Below are 18,577 nucleotides of genomic sequence, written 5' to 3'. Positions count from 1 at the left end.
CCCTGTGGGAGAGTAGGACGCCGCCGAACAATCATTGTGGGAAAGCCCCGCACCTTATGGTGCGGGGCTTTTCTGCGTTCACCGACCCTTTCCGCGGCCAAGGCCGTCGGAAGGGCGGCTCTCGATCAGAGCTTGCCGGCGGCCTTCAGGGTGAGGTACGCGTCCGCCAGTGCCGGGGCCAGCTCGTCGGGAGTGGCGTCGACGACGGTGACGCCGTGACGCTGGAGCTGTTCCGCCGTGCGGGCGCGCTGGTTCCGGGCCTGGGTCGCGGCGGCGGCCTCGTAGACGTTCTCGATCGTGCCGCGCCTGCCCGCCATCTCGGCCACGTACGGGTCGGAAGGCGAGGCGACGACGACGGTGTGGCGCTGGGTGAGCTGAGGGAGGACCGGGAGCAGGCCTTCCTCCACCGGCGCCGCGTCGAGGCTGGTGAGCAGGACGATGAGGGAGCGGCGCGGGGCGCGGGCCAGGGCGGTGGCGGCGAGGCCGCGGGCGTCCGTCTCGACGAGCTCCGGTTCGAGGCCGGCCAGGGCGTCGACCACGGCCGGCAGGACGTCGCCTGCCGAGCGGCCCTGGACCTGGGCGCGGAGGCGGCGGTCGTGGGCCAGGAGGTCGACGCGGTCGCCGGCGCGGGAGGCCAGGGCGGTGAGGAGGAGTGCGGCGTCCATCGCGGCGTCGAGACGAGGGACGTCGCCGACGCGGCCCGCGGAGGTGCGGCCGGTGTCGAGGACGACGAGGATGTGGCGGTCGCGTTCGGGGCGCCAGGTGCGGACGGCGACCGTGGTCTGCCGGGCGGTGGCCCGCCAGTCGATGGAGCGGGTGTCGTCGCCGGGGACGTACTCGCGGAGGCTGTCGAACTCGGTGCCCTCACCGCGGGTGAGGACGCTGGTGCGGCCGTCGAGTTCTCGCAGGCGGGCCAGTCGTGAGGGCAGGTGCTTGCGGCTGGTGAACGGCGGCAGGACGCGTACGGTCCAGGGAACCCGGTGGTCGCCCTGGCGGGCGGCGAGGCCGAGGGGGCCGTAGGAGCGGACCGTGACGCGCTCGGCGCGACGGTCGCCGCGGCGGGTGGGCCGGAGGGTCGTGGTGATGCGGCGGCGTTCGCCGGCCGGGACCGTCAGTCGCTCGTGGCCGGGGTTCTGGGCGCTGCTCGGGGGCCAGGCGTCGCGGAGGCGGGCGCGGAGACGGCGACGGGACGGGTTGGTGACCGTGAGCTGGACTTCGGCGCCGTCACCCAGTCGAACGGATGTATCACCACTTCGGGTGAACTGGAGCGTTCGCACTGGCGCGGCCATCGCGTAGTCGCACAGAATTGCGAGAGTGAGCGGAGCGTTCACCGCGAGCATCCCGGTCCAGCTGGGAGCGAGGATGCCCACGGGGAGCGACCCGATGGCGGCGAGCAGGGCGGTTCGTCCGGTGAGGGCCATGGGGCGCCGTTCTCAGCGGGGTACGGGGACGTGGGCGAGGATCGAGGTGAGAACGGAGTCCGAAGTGACTCCCTCCATCTCGGCCTCGGGCCGCAGTTGGACGCGATGGCGCAGGGTCGGCAGGGCCAGGGCCTTCACATCGTCCGGGGTGACGTAGTCCCGGCCGGTGAGCCAGGCCCAGGCGCGGGCGGTGGAGAGCAGGGCGGTGGCTCCTCGGGGGGAGACGCCGAGAGTGAGCGAGGGGGATTCACGCGTGGCACGGCAGATATCGACGACATAGCCGGCGATCTCGGCGGACACCGAGACCTTGGTGACCGCTTCGCGGGCGGCCTCCAGGTCGGCGGGGCCGGCGACGGGGCGGACGCCGGCGGCCTTCAGGTCGCGCGGGTCGAAGCCCTGGGCGTGCCGGGTGAGGACGCTGATCTCGTCCTCGCGTGAGGGCAGCGGGACCGTCAGCTTCAGCAGGAAGCGGTCGAGTTGGGCCTCGGGCAGCGGATAGGTGCCTTCGTACTCGACGGGGTTCTGCGTCGCGGCGACGAGGAACGGCTCGGGCAGAGGGCGGGGTGTTCCGTCGACGGTGACCTGACGTTCCTCCATGGCTTCCAGGAGGGAGGACTGGGTCTTCGGGGGAGTGCGGTTGATCTCGTCCGCGAGCAGCAGGTTGGTGAAGACGGGGCCGGGCTGGAAGGAGAACTCCGCGGTCCGGGCGTCGTAGACGAGCGAGCCGGTGATGTCGCTCGGCATCAGATCGGGGGTGAACTGGACGCGCTTGGTGTCGAGTTCGAGTGCGGAGGCGAGAGCGCGCACCAGGAGGGTCTTCGCGACGCCGGGGACTCCTTCGAGCAGGACGTGGCCCTTGCACAGCAGGGCGACGACGAGACCGGTGACGGCGGGGTCCTGGCCGACCACGGCCTTCCCGATCTCGGTGCGCAGGTCCTCCAGGGAGGCGCGGGCGCTGTCCGAGCTCGTCATGGTCTCGGGGGTCGGGGCGCTCATGAGGTGCGTACCTCTCTTTCGAGGGCGTCGAGTTGGTCCGCGAGGCGGACGAGGGCGGCGTCATCGGCGGGAGCCGGGCCGAAGAGGAGGTTCCGGTGGACCGCGGCGGCCGTGGGGAGCCGGGCGGCGAGTGCGGAGAGGAGCAGATCGGGGGAGTGGGCGTCCTTGGCGGGAACGCCGAGGAGCCGGGCCAGCCGGTCGCGGGTGGCGGTGCGCAGGACGGTGGCCGCGCGGTCGCGGGCGTCGGTCTTGCGGTAGAGGCGGGCGCGGCCCTCGGTGGTCTCGGAGGCGCGGATGGCGACGGGCAGCCGTTCGGGCACGAGGGCGCCGAGGCGGCGGCCGCGCCAGACGGCGGCGAGGACGGCCGCGACGGCGAGCTGGAGGGTGCCCCACAGCCAGCCGGATGGAATCAGTTCGAGGAAGGTGGCTTCGGGGTCCTGAGAGTCCTCGGAGGCTGCGGGTACGTCGGTGAGCGAGGGGAGGTACCAGACGAGATGCGGTCGGGAGCCGAGGAGCTGGAGCGCGAGGGACGCGTTGCCCTCGTGAGCGAGGCGCTTGTTGGAGAGGAGCTCGGGGGAGCCGAGGAGGATCGTGTCGGCCCTGTCGTCGCCGGGGAGGCGGACGAGGGTCGGGAGGCCGTCGGACAGGTAGCAGGATTCGGCGGCGGTCGTGCCGGTGACATAGCGCTCGCCGCCGAGGTCGACGCGTCCCGCGCGGATCGCTGCGGGCAGGGAGCAGCCGGGATCGAGCGGGGCGACGGTGGCGCTCAGGGCCGTGCTCGTTCCGGGGGCGAGAGCGTCGAGGGAGGCGGGGCCGGGGCCGAGGAGGACGGTGCGTCCTGCCGAGCGGGTCATCTCCCCGCGCAGAGTGGCCTGTTGCTCCGGCGTGAGCAGGTCGGGGGTGGCGACGAGCAGGGTGGTGTCGGCGCCGGTGGCGGCGGTCGCCTCGGTGAGGGTCTCGGCGACGTCGACGGTCACGCCCTGGGCCCTGAGGAGTTCGGCGACGGCGCGGCTGCCGTAGGGGTCGGCGGAGCGGGGGTCGAGGCGGCCGTGGTGGCCGCCGGAACGCATCGTCGCGAGGACGAGTCCGCCGATCAGGAGCAGGGCGAGCACCAGGAGGGCGCCGCGGGCACGGGTCCACAGCCGGCGGGGCGTGAGCGAGGTGGAGGTGCCGGTCGTGGCCGGTCGGCTCATCGGGGCGCCTCCGAGAAGCCGGCGGTGGTGGTGAGCGTCGGTCTGGTGCGCTCCAGAGCGCCGTCCAGCTGTTCGATGCGGCGGTATCCGGGTTCGTCGGCGCTGCGGCCGCCGTATGTGACGTCGTCGAAGGCGCGGGCCGCCGAGCGCAGTTCGTCGGCGTGCACGGGCAGCGAGCGGCCCGCTTCGGCGGCGGCCTCGTCGGCGGTGCGCCCGGGGCGCGGGTCGAGGAGGGTGCGTTCCTCGAGGGAGCGGACGATGGCGCGCATGCGTTCCTGGACGGCCTGGTTCCACTGGCCGGCCGAGGCGTGGCGGGCGGCGGCGGCGCGGTGTTCGGCGGCGGTGCGGGGACCGTCGTCGAAGAGCGAGTCGCCGCCGGCGGCGGCGGGTGGGCGACGGGGGGTGCCGAGGCGCCACCAGAGGGCGGCGATCAGGGCGAGCACGACGACGGCGACGGCGACGACACCGACGGCGCCGCCGGGCGTCGCTCCGGAGACGCTGTCGAAGAGGCCGCCGACCCAGTCCCAGAAACGGTCGAGACCGCGCTGGAGAAGACTGGGGTCGTTCTCGTGGTACATCGGTTTGGACAGTTCGCGCTCCGCCGCCTCCCGGGCGGGGACGCGCGGAACGTCCGCTGGTACGTCTCCGGTCGTGCCCCCCGTGACCGTCACGCCATCAGCCTCCGTAGCCGGGGAGTCCGGCTGCGCGGGCGAGTTCGAGGTCGAGGGCCTCGCGCCGGATGCGCTGGTCGACGTAGAGGAGGGCGGTGACGCCTGCGGTCAGCGGGTAGGTGAGGGCGCCGGTGATGACGCCGCCGATGCCGGAGACGATCAGGAAGGGCCAGCTGGTCTCGGCGACGGTGCCGTCCAGGAAGCCGCTGAGGCCGTCGCCGGAGACGGCGATCCCGAGGATGAGGAAGGGGATGCCGACGATCATCGTGAAGAGGAAGACCAGCAGCTGGGTGAGGATCATGATGCCGAAGATGCGCCACCAGGCGCCCTGCACCAGCTTGGCCGAGCGCTTCAGCGCCTTGACGATGCCCTGGCGCTCCAGCATGAGGGCGGGAGAGGCGAGGGCCAGAGTGATCGTCAGCCAGATGACGGCGCCGAAGGCGCAGGTGCCGCCGATGAACGCGAGGAAGCCTCCGGCGCCGCCGCCGAGGAGCATGCCCGGCAGGAGTCCGACGGTCATGACGACGACGGTGCCGAGCAGGATCAGCAGGGTCATGCCGAGCAGCTGGAGCAGCCGAGGGCGGGCCTCCCGCCAGGCCTCGCCGAGCGTGACGGGGCGGCCGAGGACGGCGCGGCTGACGACGACGGTGAGCAGCGCGGAGGTGAAGACCCCGGCGGCGATCAGGATGACGTAGGCCGGGCCCATGCTGATGAGGCTGGTCTTCAGGGACTCGAGGCTCTGCGAGAGCTGCTCGGCCGGGCTGGCGTCCGGGTTGACCGGCACGGGGGCGGGGACGAGATAGCGCTGGGCGAGGATCTCCGCGACCTGCGCGACGACGGCGACGGTGATGGTGATGGCGAGGACGGTCTGCCAGTAGCGGCGCATGGTCGTCACGGCACCGTCGAGGATGTCGCCCAGGGTCAGCGGGCGCAGCGCGATCACGCCGGGTTTGGCGGCCGGCGGCGGGCCCCAGTGGCCGTGCGGGGGCATGCCCGGGCCGGGGGCGCCGTGTGCGGGCGCCGGGGGCGGCGGCGGGACGTCGTGTCCGGCGCCGGTCGGCGGCTGCCACTGCCCGGCGGGCGGCTGGTCCCGGGACCACTGCGGGGCGGGTCCGGTCGCGTCGCCGGGCGAGGCGGGCCGGGGGACGCCGGCGCCGTCGTGGCCGTCGGAGGGGGCAGATCCGGGCGAGGCCCAGCCCGGAGTGTCGTTCACGGTCGTCCACCTCGAGGAATGGTCGCGGGGCCGGATCGCCGAACCGGCTCGGTCTCTGCGCCCGTACGCCCGTCAGGGCGTCGGACCGGGAGCCATCGTGCCACGCGAGCCCCGCCGGCGGTCGGGCCCGGGGTTTCCGGCACCCCTTCCTCGCACAGGAGGATCGGCGCGGGTCACGGAGGAGTCGGATTCGGCCAGTCTTCCCATAGGCCGAGGGCGGGGGCTCGGGGTACGGTTCTCGGCGACCACGGGGGTCACGGGGGTGACATCCATGTCTGGCATCAACACCCACAGGCACCGGCGGACAACGGTGGGCAATCACGGACGTCACCGCAGGTCAGTGAGGTATCTCACCAGCCGCCTTGAGACTGATACGGAAATGGGATGATGTCGATATGAAGGGACGCGTTCTTGTCGTCGATGACGACACCGCACTGGCCGAGATGCTCGGGATCGTGCTGCGAGGTGAAGGGTTCGAGCCGTCGTTCGTCTCTGACGGCGACAAGGCGCTCGCGGCGTTCCGGGAGGCCAAGCCGGACCTGGTGCTGCTCGATCTGATGCTGCCCGGTCGGGACGGCATCGAGGTGTGCCGGCTCATCCGCGCCGAGTCCGGTGTGCCGATCGTCATGCTCACGGCCAAGAGCGACACCGTCGACGTCGTCGTGGGCCTGGAGTCCGGCGCCGACGACTACATCGTGAAGCCGTTCAAGCCGAAGGAACTCGTCGCCCGTATCCGGGCGCGGCTGCGGAGGTCGGAGGAGCCGGCGCCCGAGCAGCTCGCCATCGGCGACCTGGTCATCGACGTTGCCGGTCACTCCGTGAAGCGGGACGGGCAGTCCATCGCCCTGACGCCGCTGGAGTTCGACCTGCTCGTCGCGCTCGCCCGCAAGCCGTGGCAGGTGTTCACGCGTGAGGTGCTCCTGGAGCAGGTCTGGGGCTACCGGCACGCGGCGGACACCCGTCTGGTGAACGTCCATGTCCAGCGGCTGCGCTCCAAGGTCGAGAAGGACCCCGAGCGCCCGGAGATCGTGGTCACCGTCCGCGGTGTCGGGTACAAGGCGGGGCCGAGCTGACATGAGCACAGGCAGTACTGCTCCGATGCCCGGGGACTCGCGGGCCCGTACGGGGCGGGCTGCCGGACCGGGACGGGGGGGCTCGCGTTTCGGCCGTCTGCTTCAGGACGGGACCCCGGGCGGGCCCGTCTTCCGGCTGGTCGTGCGCTGGGTGCGCCGTCCGCTGCTGCCCGCCGTACGGCTGTGGCGGCGCAATCTGCAGGTGCGGGTGGTCGCCGGCACCCTCCTGATGTCCCTCGGCGTCGTGCTGCTGCTCGGCCTGGTCGTCATCGGCCAGGTGCGCAACGGGCTGCTCGACGCCAAGGAGAAGGCCGCGCAGAGTCAGGCGGCCGGCGGGTTCTCCGCCGCCCAGGACCGGGCGGCGACCACGCCGTCCGTGCCGGGCGAGCAGGACCGGGGCCGGACCGGCGCGTCGGTGAACTGGCGCTCGACGCTGGTCGAGCAGCTCGCCAGCGGCGGCCAGAGCGCCTACAACGTGGTCGCGCTGTCGCTGGAGACCGGCAACACGGCCAGCCGCGGCGCCCGCGCGTCCGGCGAGGTCGACCCGACCACCAGCATCCCCGCGGACCTGCGGCACAACGTCGCGCAGGGCACCAACACGTACCAGAAGTTCGCGCGCATCCAGTACACCAACGGCAAGCCGTCCGAGGCGGGCCTGGTGATCGGCAAGCGGCTCAACGACGCCGACGGCACCCCGTACGAGCTGTACTACCTCTTTCCGCTGACGCAGGAGGAGGACTCCCTCGCCCTGGTCAAGACCACCCTGGCGACGGCGGGACTGTTCCTCCTGGTGCTGCTGGGCGCCATCACCTGGCTCATGGTGCGCCAGGTCCTCACGCCGGTGCGGATGGCCGCGGGGATCGCCGAGCGGCTGTCCGTCGGCAAGCTGCAGGAGCGGATGAAGGTCACCGGCGAGGACGACATCGCGCGCCTCGGCGAGGCCTTCAACAAGATGGCGCAGAACCTCCAGCTGAAGATCCAGCAGCTCGAGGAGCTGTCGCGGATGCAGCGGCGGTTCGTCTCCGACGTCTCGCACGAGTTGCGCACCCCGCTGACGACCGTGCGGATGGCGGCCGACGTCATCCATGACGCGCGTGCCGACTTCGACCCGGTGACGGCGCGCTCCGCCGAGCTCCTGGGCGACCAGCTCGACCGCTTCGAGTCGTTGCTGTCCGACCTGCTGGAGATCAGCCGGTTCGACGCCGGCGCCGCCGCCCTGGAGGCCGCGCCGATAGACCTGCGCGAGGTGGTGCAGCGGGTGATCAGCGGCGCGGAGCCGCTGGCCGAGCGCAAGGGCAGCCGGGTCGTCGTCGTCGGCGACGAGCAGCCGGTGGTGGCCGAGGCGGACGCCCGCCGGGTCGAGCGGGTGCTGCGGAACCTGGTCGTGAACGCCGTCGAGCACGGCGAGGGCCGGGACGTCATCGTGAAGCTGGCCGCCGCGGGCGGAGCCGTCGCCGTCGCCGTGCGCGACTACGGCGTGGGCCTGAAGCCGGGCGAGGCGACCCGGGTGTTCAACCGGTTCTGGCGTGCCGACCCGGCACGCGCGCGTACCACCGGCGGTACGGGCCTCGGCCTGTCCATCGCGGTGGAGGACGCGCGGCTGCACGGCGGCTGGCTCCAGGCCTGGGGCGAGGCGGGCGGTGGCTCGCAGTTCCGGCTGACCCTGCCGCGCACGGCGGACGAGCCGCTGCGCGGCTCCCCGATCCCGCTGGAGCCGGAGGACTCGCGGCGCAACCGGGAGCAGGCGGCGGCCGGCCCGGCGGGCGGACCGGGCCGGGGCACGGCCGCCGGTACGGGCTCCGCCGCCGGCGGCGGCACGGGTGCCGGGGCACGCCTGTCGGCGGTGCCGGCGCAGCCGCCGGCCGGTGGCCGCCAGGCCCTGCCCGTACCGCCGCGGATGCCGTCGGTCCCGCGGGCCACGGCGGATCCGACGGCCCTGCCGGGCAGTGGCGCGCGCGTGGTGGCCCGCCCGTCGGATCAGGCGGGGAGTACCGGAGCCGCCGGAGACGGCGACGGTGGTGAGGCGATGGCGTCGACGCGCGCCGAGCGGGAGGACGGGACTGGTGGGCGCTGACCTTCGAGGGAAGCGGGAGACCCTGGGGCGGGGAAGGCCGGTGCGCGGCGTGCTGCTCGCGGCGTGCGGTTCGCTGCTGGTGGCCGGCTGCGCGAGCATGCCCGACAGCGGTGACGTTCAGATCGTGAAGGCGTCCAACCCCGGTGACTCGCAGGTGCGCGTGTACGCGGTGGCGCCGCGGGAGAACGCCGACCCGGACGAGATCGTCGACGGCTTCCTCGAGGCCATGACGAGTGACGACCCCGGGTTCGCCACGGCACGCAAGTACCTGACGCGGGACGCCGCGCGGAACTGGAAGCCGGAGGAGAGCATCACGGTGCTCACCAACGCGCCCGGCCGCGACCAGGCCGTCCGCATGGCCGATCCGGAGAGCAAGGGACGGACCTTCCCGCTGTCCGGGCGGCAGATCGCGACGGTCGACGCGAGCCGCGCGTACCAGCCGAAGACGCCCGCCGACTACCACCAGTCGATCCACGTGGTCCAGCAGCCCTCGGCGGACGGCAAGGGCAAGGAATGGCGCATCGACAGCCTGCCGAAGGGCCTGGTGCTCGGTGAGGCGGACTTCCTGCGCAACTACCGCTCGGTCAACAAGTACTACTTCGCCTCCGGCGAGAACTGGGTGGTCGCCGACCCCGTCTACATCCGGCAGCGGCAGGACCCGGTGACCCGCATGGACCCGGTGACGCAGACCGTCAAGGCGCTCCTGGAGGGCCCGACGGGCTGGCTGGAGCCCGCGGTCGACTCGCGCTTCCCGACCGGGACGGAACTGCGCGAGGGCGTCACCACGCTCGTGACGGACGACCAGTCGACGCTGAAGGTGCCGCTCAACCGCAAGGCCGACCTCGTGAGCACGCCGGCCTGCAAGGGCATGGCGGCGCAGCTGCTGTTCACGCTCGGCGACCTGACGTCGGTGCGGGTCGAGCAGGTCGAGATCCAGGGCAGCAACGGCCAGCGGCTGTGCCTGCTCGGCAAGGGGCAGGCACGCGACGAGTTCTCGCCGGTGCGCAACCCGGGCCGGGTCGAGAACCCGTACTTCGTCGACGACGACGGCAAGCTGATGTCGCTGTCGGTCGACGGACGGCAGCCCGACAGGCCTGTCGCGGTGCCCGGGCCCTTCGGGAAGGGCGTGGTCGCCCTGGGGTCCGTCGCGGTGGACCGCGAGGAGAGCCACGCGGCGGCGGTCCTTCAGGAAGGACGGGAGCTGCGGGTCGGTTCGCTCACGACCGACGAGGAGCTGCCGGCGCCGGTCGTGACCAGCGCGGGGCTCAGGCCCGAGGACCGGCTGTCCGCGCCGAGCTGGGACGGCCGCGGCGACCTGTGGGTGGCCGACCGCAACAGGGCGAAGCCGCGCCTGTGGATGGTGCCGGGCGGCCAGGGCGAGCGGATCGAGGTCGGCACGCCGTGGCTGCGGGACGGCGCGCGCGTCGAGTCGCTGCGGGTCTCCGCGGACGGCGTGCGCATCGCCCTGCTCGTCACCAAGGACGACCGCACCACCCTGCAGATCGGGCGGATCGAGCGCACCTTCGCCGAGGGCCGGCAGACCGTCGCCGTCACGGACCTGGAGGACGCGGCACCGCGCCTGGAGTCCGTCACCGCCGTGTCGTGGGCGGGCCCGAGCCGGCTCGTCGTGGTCGGCACGGAGGCCGGCGGCGTGCAGCAGGTGCGGTACGTGCAGACGGACGGCTCGACGTCGGCCACGTCGGTGCTGCCGGGTCTGAACGGTGTCGACGCGGTGGCAGCGCCGTACGGCGAGCAGGCCCCGGTGGTCGCGGACTCCGGCAGCGACGGCATCGTGAGGCTCGGACCGGGCGCGAACTGGCAGCCCGTCGTCAAGGCGGGCGGCTCGCCGGTCTACCCGGGCTGAGACCCGGAGGCCCGCGGCGCCCGTGGCTTGTCCACAGGGTGCCGCCGGGCGTTGTCCACAGGGGTGGCCGGAGGGGCTCCGGTGGAGGACAGTGGAGCCATGCGGGGGTGGTGGCGAGAGGTCGCCGGGCTGGTGCTGCCGGTCTCCTGCGGTGGCTGCGGGAGACCGCGTACGGCGCTGTGCCCGTCGTGCGAGGACGAACTGACCGGGGCGGGGGCCGGGCCGCGGCGCGTGCGGCCGTCGCCCGAGCCTCCGGGGCTGCCCGAGGTGTACGCGGCGGCGCCGTACGAGGGCGGGGTACGGGCGCTGCTCCTCGCCCACAAGGAGCGCGGCGCGCTGCCGCTCGCCAAGCCCCTGGGCGTGGCGCTGGCCGGGGCCGTGACGGCTGCCGCAGGGGGCCTGGACGCGATCCGGGGCGGTGCCCTGCTCCTCGTACCGGTGCCGTCGTCGCGGTGCTCCGTACGGGCCCGTGGCCATGATCCGACGCGGCGGATCGCGCTGGCGGCGGCCGGGCGGCTGCGGCGTACGGGCCGGACAGCGCGGGTCCTTCCGGTGCTGCGGCAGCGCCGGAGCGTGGCGGACCAGTCGGGTCTGGGCGCGCGGGAACGGCTCGCCAACCTGGCGGGGGCCCTGGAGATGACCGCGGGCGGGCGCCGGCTGCTGGGCGAGGCCGTGCGGGCGGGTGGCCGTGTGGTGCTCGTGGACGACCTCATGACCACCGGCGCGTCGCTCGCGGAAGCCGCGCGAGCGGTCACGGCGGAGGGCAGGACGGAGGCTTCCGGCGCGGGCGCCGGACACCGTCCGTTCACGTTTACCGGATTTACGGGCGCTCCGAAGGGAGCTGTGACGGAAGGGCTTTTCGAACAGCCGACGGCAGCGGTGATCGCATCTTCTCCGTCCTCGTTCGAAATAAACAGGAACTCTCCGGGAAGTTGCATCGTTGCAGGTGGTGAGAGGTGAAAGCACCCGAACGGAGGTAACTGGCCCCAGCGGGTGCCGACACCCGTCCGAACGAGCTATGTTCGGTTGTGAGGAATGGCGAATGCCACGCCTCACCGAATGCACGGGTGCGCCTACAGGACAGGAGTTCAGGGCGAATTAACCTCGGGTTGGTGGGGTGGGGAGCTTGTTGGCTGGGGAGGAGGAGGTCAGGTCGCCAAGTCCGAGGCTCCGGTAATCGCCGGAGTCTGGTGCAAAGGGAGAAGCTCGCCGGCCAAGGAGCCGGGTCGAGCCATCCGGGAACGGAGTTCTGCGTGGACATCGTCGTCAAGGGCCGCAAGACCGAGGTGCCCGAGCGGTTCCGGAAGCACGTGGCCGAGAAGCTGAATCTGGAGAAGATCCAGAAGCTCGACGGCAAGGTGATCAGCCTCGACGTCGAGGTGTCCAAGGAGACCAACCCGCGGCAGGCCGACCGGTCCGACCGCGTGGAGATCACCGTCCATTCCCGAGGTCCGGTGATCCGGGCGGAGGCGGCGGCAGGCGACCCGTACGCAGCGCTGGACCTCGCCCACGGCAAGCTCGAGGCGCGACTGCGCAAGCAGCACGACAAGCGGTTCACCCGCCGCGGGGCCGGCAGGCTGTCGGCGGCCGAGGTCGGTGACGTGGTGCACGGCGCCGCCCAGCTCAACGGCAGTGGCCAGCTGGTCGCCGACGAGACCGAGAACGTCCCCACCACGATGATGGGCACGATCGAGGTCCAGGGCGAAGGACCGCTGGTGGTCCGGGAGAAGACCCACACGGCCGCCCCCATGAGCCTCGACCAGGCGCTCTACGAGATGGAGCTGGTCGGGCACGACTTCTATCTCTTCATCGACTCCGACACCAAGCAGCCGAGCGTCGTCTACCGGCGGCACGCGTACGACTACGGCGTCATCCACCTCGAGAGCGACCCGCTCGCCCAAGGCGGCGGCGCGGGCGGCGCACTCGGCGGCTGATGCCCCGGGCCGTGCCCCGGCCGAAGACCAAGACACGGTGCCCCTGGAGCGCCCCGCGCGCTCCCAGGGGCACCCCTGTGCGCCCGTGTGCCACCACAGGATCACCGCTTCCGCGCCGGGGCATGAAATCATGACGTGCACGCCAACCGGTGCTCCCCGAGCAGTGGTTGGGATCCAAAGGGAAACCCGTACACGACTTCAGGCCACGGCCTTCAGGGGGAGGAACGATGGCGGACGGCTTCGGGCCGGTGCACAGCGGGCGAGGGCTCGACAGCACGATGAACCCGGAGGGAATGGATTCGGCCAACGGTGCGTCAAGGGACGAGCCGATCCGGGTCCTTGTCGTGGACGATCACGCCCTTTTCCGTCGCGGTCTGGAGATCGTCCTCGCCCAGGAAGAGGACATCCAGGTCGTCGGCGAGGCCGGTGACGGTGCCGAAGCCGTCGACAAAGCGGCCGATCTCCTGCCCGACATCGTCCTGATGGACGTTCGGATGCCCAAGCGGGGCGGAATCGAGGCCTGCACCTCCATCAAGGAGGTCGCCCCCAGCGCGAAGATCATCATGCTGACGATCAGCGACGAGGAGGCGGACCTCTACGACGCGATCAAGGCGGGTGCGACGGGCTACCTCCTCAAGGAGATCTCCACCGACGAGGTCGCCACCGCGATCCGTGCCGTCGCCGACGGCCAGTCGCAGATCAGCCCGTCGATGGCGTCGAAGCTGCTCACCGAGTTCAAGTCGATGATCCAGCGCACCGACGAGCGCAGGCTGGTGCCCGCGCCCCGGCTCACCGACCGCGAGCTGGAGGTCCTCAAGCTCGTCGCGACCGGGATGAACAACCGGGACATCGCCAAGGAGCTGTTCATCTCCGAGAACACCGTGAAGAACCACGTGCGCAACATCCTGGAGAAGCTGCAGTTGCACTCCCGGATGGAGGCCGTGGTCTACGCGATGCGGGAGAAGATCCTCGAGATCCGCTGACCGAGCCCCGCGGGCCGAGGCCCCTCCCCCGCGGGGACCCCCCGTGGGCCGAACCTCGCGGACCGAGCTTCGCTGGCCGCCCCGCGTGGCAGGGCCCTGCGGCCGGGCTGCCCGGCCGCACGCGCCCGGATGCCCGGACGCCCGGGCCCCGGACGTCCGCCCCCCGGGGCTAGCCCAGGGCCTTCACCAGATCGGGGGCCAGCTCCGGGGCGTCGACCCGTTCCACGGCCACCGCGTCGCAGCCCACCCACTCCGCGGCCTCGCGCAGCGCCTGGGCCACCGCGGGCACCGCCTTGGGCCCGTCCAGCGTGACCTGCCGGGCGACCAGCGTCCGGCCGTCCCGCGCCGGGTCGATCCGGCCCACGAGGCGCCCGCCCGCCAGGACGGGCATCGCGAAGTACCCGTACACCCGCTTCGGCTTCGGCACGTACGCCTCCAGGCGGTGCGTGAAGCCGAAGATGCGCTCGGTGCGGGGCCGCTCCCAGATCAGCGAGTCGAACGGCGAGAGCAGCGTCGTACGGTGCCGGCCGCGCGGCTCGGTGGCGAGCGCCGCGGGATCGGCCCAGGCCGGCTTCCCCCAGCCCGCCACCGTCACCGGCACCAGACCCGAGTCCGCCACCACCGCGTCGAAGGCCTCGCCCTTGATCCGGTGGTAGTCCGCGATGTCCGCGCGGGTGCCGACGCCGAGGGCCTCGCCCGCCTGCCGCACCAGCCGGCGCAGACACTCCGTGTCGTCCAGGTCGTCGTGCAGGAGCGCGTCCGGGATCGCGCGCTCGGCGAGGTCGTACACCCGCTTCCAGCCGCGCCGCTCGGTGACCACGACCTCGCCGTACATCAACGCCCGCTCGACGGCGATCTTCGAATCCGACCAGTCCCACCACTCGCCCTTGTTCTTGGCGCCGCCGAGCTCGGTCGCGGTCTGCGGGCCCTCGGCCCTGAGCTGGGCGATCACCGCCTCGTACGCGCCGTCCGCCAGCTTGTGGGACCAGTGCGGGCGGTTCCGGTAGGCGCGGCGGCGGAAGGCGAAGTGCGGCCACTCCTCGACGGGCAGGATGCAGGCGGCGTGCGACCAGTACTCGAAGGCGTGACCATCCGTCCAGTACGCCTCCTCGACGGTGCGGCGACCCACCGCGCCGAGGCGCGCGTACGGGATCAGCTCGTGCGAGCGGGCGAGCACCGAGATGGTGTCCAGCTGGACCTGGCCGAGGTGGCGCAGCACCCCCCGGACACCGGCCCGCCGGTCGGGCGCGCCGAGGAATCCCTGGGCCCGCAGGGCGATCCGGCGGGCTTCGTCGGCGGACAGTTCGGCTGCGGGGCGCGAGGCGGTCGTCATGATCCCGACCCTAGACGGCGGCGCTGACAGCGCGCGGGGGATTCGGACAGCCTCCCCGGACCCGCGCCGAGGGGCTCCCGCCCCGGCCCGGGCCCCGCCCGGGCCCCGCTCTCAGGCCTGCGCGCCCGCCTGCGCCGGGAGGTAGGGCAGGGGCGACGGGAAGCCCAGGTCGGACGGGAGGAGGGAGGCCACCCAGGCGTCGCGGACCGTGCCCTTGTTGGCCAGGCCGGCCCGCTCGACGCCCTCCATGACGAAACCGGCCCGCTCGGCGACCGCCCGCGACGGCCCGTTGCCGACCTCCGCGCGCCACACCAGCCGGTGGACGTCGAGCGAGGTGAAGGCCCAGCGGGCGAGGGCGGTGACGACCTCGGTCATGTAGCCGTGGCCGCGGTGCTCCTTGATCAGCCAGAAACCGACCTCGCGGACGCCCGGGCCCCTGGCGTGCAGGCCGGTGGCGGCCAGCAGCGGGCCGCCGTCCAGCGGCTCGACGGCGAAGGTGTACTCCCCGTCCTGGCGCCAGCCGTCCGGGACGAGGCGGTTCACGAAGAAGTCGGCGTCCGCGCGGGTGTACGGGGACGGGACCTGGGTCCAGCGCTGGATGCCGGGGTCCTGGCAGGCGGCCGTCACGGCGTCCACGTCCTCCGGGACGAACGGGCGCAGGCGCAGTCGGTCGGTGGTGAGAGTGATGGGCTCCATGACGGAATTCTGGTGACCCGCCCGGACCGATGCGAACACTTTTCGGGCGGGGCGGCACCTTCGGGCGTCCTCGAGCGTTCTCCCTTGAGCGAGGTGTCACGGGCGGCGGCGGGGCCCTCGGCGCCGCGGCCGCACCGCTCCGGCACTGCGGGCCTCCCTCCCCGAGGGCGGTCTCGCTTACGATGGCCGTTGCGGTGGGGACCACCTGCCGTGCCCGCGCCCGAGTCATGACAAGACCCAGTGCCAGGCCCGACCGGCAAGGAGACCAGCCTCAGTGTCCGTCTTCAACAAGCTCATGCGTGCAGGCGAAGGCAAGATCCTGCGCAAACTGCACCGCATCGCGGACCAGGTCAACTCCATCGAAGAGGATTTCGTCAACCTCTCCGACGCCGAGTTGCGGGCGCTCACCGACGAGTACAAGCAGCGGTACGCGGACGGTGAGAGCCTCGACGACCTGCTGCCCGAGGCGTTCGCCACGGTCCGCGAGGCCGCCAAGCGCGTCCTCGGCCAGCGCCACTACGACGTGCAGCTCATGGGTGGCGCCGCGCTCCACCTCGGTTACGTCGCCGAGATGAAGACCGGTGAGGGCAAGACCCTCGTCGGCACGCTCCCGGCGTACCTGAACGCGCTGTCCGGCAAGGGCGTGCACCTGATCACGGTGAACGACTACCTGGCCGAGCGCGACTCCGAGATGATGGGCCGGGTCCACCGCTTCCTCGGTCTGACCGTTGGCTGCATCCTCGCCAACATGACCCCGGCCCAGCGCCGCGAGCAGTACGCCTGCGACATCACGTACGGCACGAACAACGAGTTCGGCTTCGACTACCTGCGCGACAACATGGCGTGGTCCCAGGACGAGCTCGTCCAGCGCGGCCACAACTTCGCGTGCGTCGACGAGGTCGACTCCATCCTCGTCGACGAGGCCCGTACGCCGCTGATCATCTCCGGCCCGGCCGACCAGGCCACCAAGTGGTACGGCGACTTCGCGAAGCTCGTGACCCGCCTCACCAAGGGCGAGCCCGGCAACCCGCTCAAGGGCATCGAAGAGACCGGCGACTACGAGGTCGACGAGAAGAAGCGCACCGTCGGCATCCACGAGTCCGGCGTCGCCAAGGTCGAGGACTGGCTGGGCATCGACAACCTGTACGAGTCGGTCAACACGCCGCTCGTCGGTTACCTGAACAACGCCATCAAGGCCAAGGAGCTCTTCAAGCGCGACAAGGACTACGTCGTCATCGACGGCGAGGTCATGATCGTCGACGAGCACACCGGCCGTATCCTCGCCGGCCGCCGCTACAACGAGGGCATGCACCAGGCCATCGAGGCCAAGGAGGGCGTGCCGATCAAGGACGAGAACCAGACGCTCGCCACGATCACCCTCCAGAACTTCTTCCGCCTCTACGACAAGCTCTCCGGCATGACCGGTACGGCCATGACCGAGGCGGCCGAGTTCCACCAGATCTACAAGCTGGGCGTCGTCCCGATCCCGACGAACAAGCCCATGCAGCGCAAGGACCAGCCGGACCTGATCTACCGGACCGAGGTCGCCAAGTTCGCCGCCGTCGTCGACGACATCGCGGAGAAGTACGAGAAGGGCCAGCCGGTCCTCGTCGGCACCACCTCGGTCGAGAAGTCCGAGTACCTGTCGCAGCAGCTCAGCAAGCGGGGCATCCCGCACGAGGTGCTCAACGCCAAGCACCACGAGCGCGAGGCCGCGATCGTCGCGCAGGCGGGCCGCAAGGGCGCCGTGACGGTCGCCACGAACATGGCCGGCCGTGGTACGGACATCAAGCTCGGCGGCAACCCCGACGACCTCGCCGAGGCGGAGCTCCGCCAGTCGGGCCTCGACCCGGTCGAGCACGTCGAGGAGTGGGCCGCGGCGCTGCCGGCCGCCCTGGAGCGTGCCGAGAAGGCCGTGAAGGCGGAGTTCGAGGAGGTCAAGGAGCTCGGCGGACTGTACGTCCTGGGCACCGAGCGCCACGAGTCGCGCCGTATCGACAACCAGCTCCGCGGCCGTTCCGGCCGTCAGGGCGACCCCGGTGAGTCCCGCTTCTACCTGTCGCTCGGCGACGACCTGATGCGCCTGTTCAAGGCGGCGATGGTCGAGCGCGTGATGGCGATGGCGAACGTGCCGGACGACGTGCCGATCGAGAACAAGATGGTCACCCGCGCCATCGCCTCCGCGCAGGGTCAGGTCGAGAGCCAGAACTTCGAGACGCGCAAGAACGTCCTGAAGTACGACGAGGTCCTCAACCGGCAGCGTGAGGTCATCTACGGGGAGCGCCGCCGCGTCCTGGAGGGCGAGGACCTGTACGAGCAGATCCGCCACTTCATGGACGACACGATCGACGACTACATCCGCCAGGAGACCGCCGAGGGCTTCGCGGAGGAGTGGGACCTGGACCGGCTGTGGAGCGCCTTCAAGCAGCTCTACCCGGTGAAGGTCACCGTGGAGGACCTGGAGGACGCGGCGGGCGACCGCGCGGGCATCACCGCCGAGTTCATCGCCGAGTCCATCAAGGACGACATCCACGAGCAGTACGACGCGCGCGAGAAGCAGCTCGGCTCGGACATCATGCGCGAGCTGGAGCGGCGCGTGGTCCTGTCGGTCCTCGACCGCAAGTGGCGCGAGCACCTCTACGAGATGGACTACCTCCAGGAGGGCATCGGCCTGCGCGCGATGGCGCAGAAGGACCCGCTGGTCGAGTACCAGCGCGAGGGCTTCGACATGTTCACCGCGATGATGGAGGGCATCAAGGAGGAGTCCGTCGGCTACCTGTTCAACCTGGAGGTCCAGGTCGAGCAGCAGGTCGAGGAGGTCCCGGTGCAGGACGCGGCGCCGTCCCTGCAGAAGGACGCCGTCCCGGCGGGCGCGAACGGCCGCCCGGAGATCCGCGCGAAGGGCCTCGACGCCCCGCAGCGTCCGGACCGGCTGCACTTCTCCGCGCCGAAGGTCGACGGTGACGGCTCGGTCGTCGAGGGCGACTTCGTCTCCGAGGGCGCGGCTGACGCGGGCGACGGCATGACCCGCGCGGAGCGCCGCAAGGCCCAGAAGAACGCGGGCGGCCGCCGCCGCAAGAAGTAACGCGAGGCACGCGCGAGCGTGCGTCGGAAAGAGGCCGCCCC

At 72.0% G+C, this 18,577-nt stretch carries 14 protein-coding genes; 7 read left to right on the top strand and 7 right to left on the bottom strand.

The window, feature by feature from the left end; genetic code table 11:
* Window positions 1-125 precede the first annotated feature (125 nt).
* From ESG85_RS07140 to ESG85_RS07120, 5 genes are read right to left on the bottom strand one after another with little or no spacing between them, the layout of a single operon-like run.
* Window positions 126-1,421, bottom strand: a complete 1,296-nt coding sequence (locus ESG85_RS07140; RefSeq protein ID WP_128977185.1) for a DUF58 domain-containing protein — start codon at window positions 1,419-1,421, stop codon at window positions 126-128.
* Between the two features lie 12 nt (window positions 1,422-1,433).
* A complete protein-coding gene (locus ESG85_RS07135) occupies window positions 1,434-2,417 on the bottom strand; it encodes an AAA family ATPase (protein ID WP_128977184.1) in 984 nt (327 codons plus the stop codon).
* Window positions 2,414-3,610 (bottom strand): DUF4350 domain-containing protein, encoded by a 1,197-nt coding sequence (locus ESG85_RS07130; RefSeq protein ID WP_128977183.1) that lies wholly within the window; start codon window positions 3,608-3,610, stop codon window positions 2,414-2,416. Before ESG85_RS07130 ends, ESG85_RS07135 begins: the two co-directional genes overlap by 4 nt.
* Window positions 3,607-4,281, bottom strand: a complete 675-nt coding sequence (locus tag ESG85_RS07125) for a DUF4129 domain-containing protein (RefSeq protein ID WP_128977182.1) — start codon at window positions 4,279-4,281, stop codon at window positions 3,607-3,609. Before ESG85_RS07125 ends, ESG85_RS07130 begins: the two co-directional genes overlap by 4 nt.
* A 4-nt stretch (window positions 4,282-4,285) precedes the next feature.
* A complete protein-coding gene (locus ESG85_RS07120) occupies window positions 4,286-5,494 on the bottom strand; it encodes a hypothetical protein (RefSeq protein ID WP_128977181.1) in 1,209 nt (402 codons plus the stop codon).
* Between the two features lie 395 nt (window positions 5,495-5,889).
* Here ESG85_RS07120 and mtrA point away from each other — a divergent pair, with 395 nt between their 5' ends.
* The 6 genes from mtrA to ESG85_RS07090 all read left to right on the top strand — a co-directional run bounded on the left by mtrA (window position 5,890) and on the right by ESG85_RS07090 (window position 13,422).
* Window positions 5,890-6,567 carry a two-component system response regulator MtrA gene (gene mtrA, locus ESG85_RS07115; protein ID WP_030250475.1) on the top strand — a complete coding sequence of 226 codons (678 nt, stop codon included), beginning with the start codon at window positions 5,890-5,892 and terminating at the stop codon, window positions 6,565-6,567.
* 1 nt (window position 6,568) lies between these two features.
* Window positions 6,569-8,641: an MtrAB system histidine kinase MtrB gene (mtrB, locus tag ESG85_RS07110; RefSeq protein WP_128977180.1), complete on the top strand. Its 2,073-nt coding sequence runs from the start codon at window positions 6,569-6,571 to the stop codon at window positions 8,639-8,641.
* On the top strand, window positions 8,631-10,505 hold the full coding sequence (locus tag ESG85_RS07105; protein ID WP_374050312.1) for an LpqB family beta-propeller domain-containing protein: 1,875 nt from the start codon (window positions 8,631-8,633) through the stop codon (window positions 10,503-10,505). The genes mtrB and ESG85_RS07105 overlap by 11 nt, the downstream gene beginning before the upstream one ends.
* A 99-nt stretch (window positions 10,506-10,604) precedes the next feature.
* On the top strand, window positions 10,605-11,465 hold the full coding sequence (locus ESG85_RS07100; protein ID WP_128977179.1) for a ComF family protein: 861 nt from the start codon (window positions 10,605-10,607) through the stop codon (window positions 11,463-11,465).
* A 293-nt stretch (window positions 11,466-11,758) separates the two neighbouring features.
* Window positions 11,759-12,439, top strand: coding sequence for a ribosome hibernation-promoting factor, HPF/YfiA family (gene hpf, locus ESG85_RS07095; protein WP_128977178.1), 681 nt, complete (start codon window positions 11,759-11,761; stop codon window positions 12,437-12,439).
* Window positions 12,440-12,666: 227 nt separating this feature from the next.
* A complete protein-coding gene (locus ESG85_RS07090) occupies window positions 12,667-13,422 on the top strand; it encodes a response regulator (RefSeq protein ID WP_128977177.1) in 756 nt (251 codons plus the stop codon).
* Between the two features lie 169 nt (window positions 13,423-13,591).
* On the opposite strand, the gene ESG85_RS07085 is transcribed toward ESG85_RS07090, so the two are convergent.
* Window positions 13,592-14,755, bottom strand: coding sequence for a winged helix-turn-helix domain-containing protein (locus ESG85_RS07085; RefSeq protein ID WP_128977176.1), 1,164 nt, complete (start codon window positions 14,753-14,755; stop codon window positions 13,592-13,594).
* Between the two features lie 111 nt (window positions 14,756-14,866).
* On the bottom strand, window positions 14,867-15,451 hold the full coding sequence (locus ESG85_RS07080; protein ID WP_128977175.1) for a GNAT family N-acetyltransferase: 585 nt from the start codon (window positions 15,449-15,451) through the stop codon (window positions 14,867-14,869).
* 274 nt (window positions 15,452-15,725) lie between these two features.
* On the opposite strand from ESG85_RS07080, the gene secA reads away from it, so the two are divergent.
* Entirely contained in the window at window positions 15,726-18,536 is a 2,811-nt protein-coding gene (gene secA / locus ESG85_RS07075; RefSeq protein ID WP_128977174.1) for a preprotein translocase subunit SecA, read from the top strand.
* Window positions 18,537-18,577 lie beyond the last annotated feature (41 nt).

Source organism: Streptomyces roseicoloratus (assembly GCF_004117935.1).
In the GTDB taxonomy this organism is placed as follows: Bacteria; Actinomycetota; Actinomycetes; order Streptomycetales; family Streptomycetaceae; genus Streptomyces; species Streptomyces roseicoloratus.
This window is presented reverse-complemented; position numbering and strand designations above follow the sequence as displayed.

What these genes read in the sequence shown, in the direction of transcription:
- ESG85_RS07140 (WP_128977185.1), bottom strand. Translation starts at nt 1,421, where the DNA reads ATGGCCCTCACCGGACGAACCGCCCTGCTCGCCGCCATCGGGTCGCTC.
- ESG85_RS07135 (WP_128977184.1), bottom strand. Translation starts at nt 2,417, where the DNA reads ATGAGCGCCCCGACCCCCGAGACCATGACGAGCTCGGACAGCGCCCGC.
- ESG85_RS07130 (WP_128977183.1), bottom strand. Translation starts at nt 3,610, where the DNA reads ATGAGCCGACCGGCCACGACCGGCACCTCCACCTCGCTCACGCCCCGC.
- mtrA (WP_030250475.1), top strand. Translation starts at nt 5,890, where the DNA reads ATGAAGGGACGCGTTCTTGTCGTCGATGACGACACCGCACTGGCCGAG.
- mtrB (WP_128977180.1), top strand. Translation starts at nt 6,569, where the DNA reads ATGAGCACAGGCAGTACTGCTCCGATGCCCGGGGACTCGCGGGCCCGT.
- ESG85_RS07100 (WP_128977179.1), top strand. Translation starts at nt 10,605, where the DNA reads ATGCGGGGGTGGTGGCGAGAGGTCGCCGGGCTGGTGCTGCCGGTCTCC.
- ESG85_RS07090 (WP_128977177.1), top strand. Translation starts at nt 12,667, where the DNA reads ATGGCGGACGGCTTCGGGCCGGTGCACAGCGGGCGAGGGCTCGACAGC.
- ESG85_RS07085 (WP_128977176.1), bottom strand. Translation starts at nt 14,755, where the DNA reads ATGACGACCGCCTCGCGCCCCGCAGCCGAACTGTCCGCCGACGAAGCC.
- ESG85_RS07080 (WP_128977175.1), bottom strand. Translation starts at nt 15,451, where the DNA reads ATGGAGCCCATCACTCTCACCACCGACCGACTGCGCCTGCGCCCGTTC.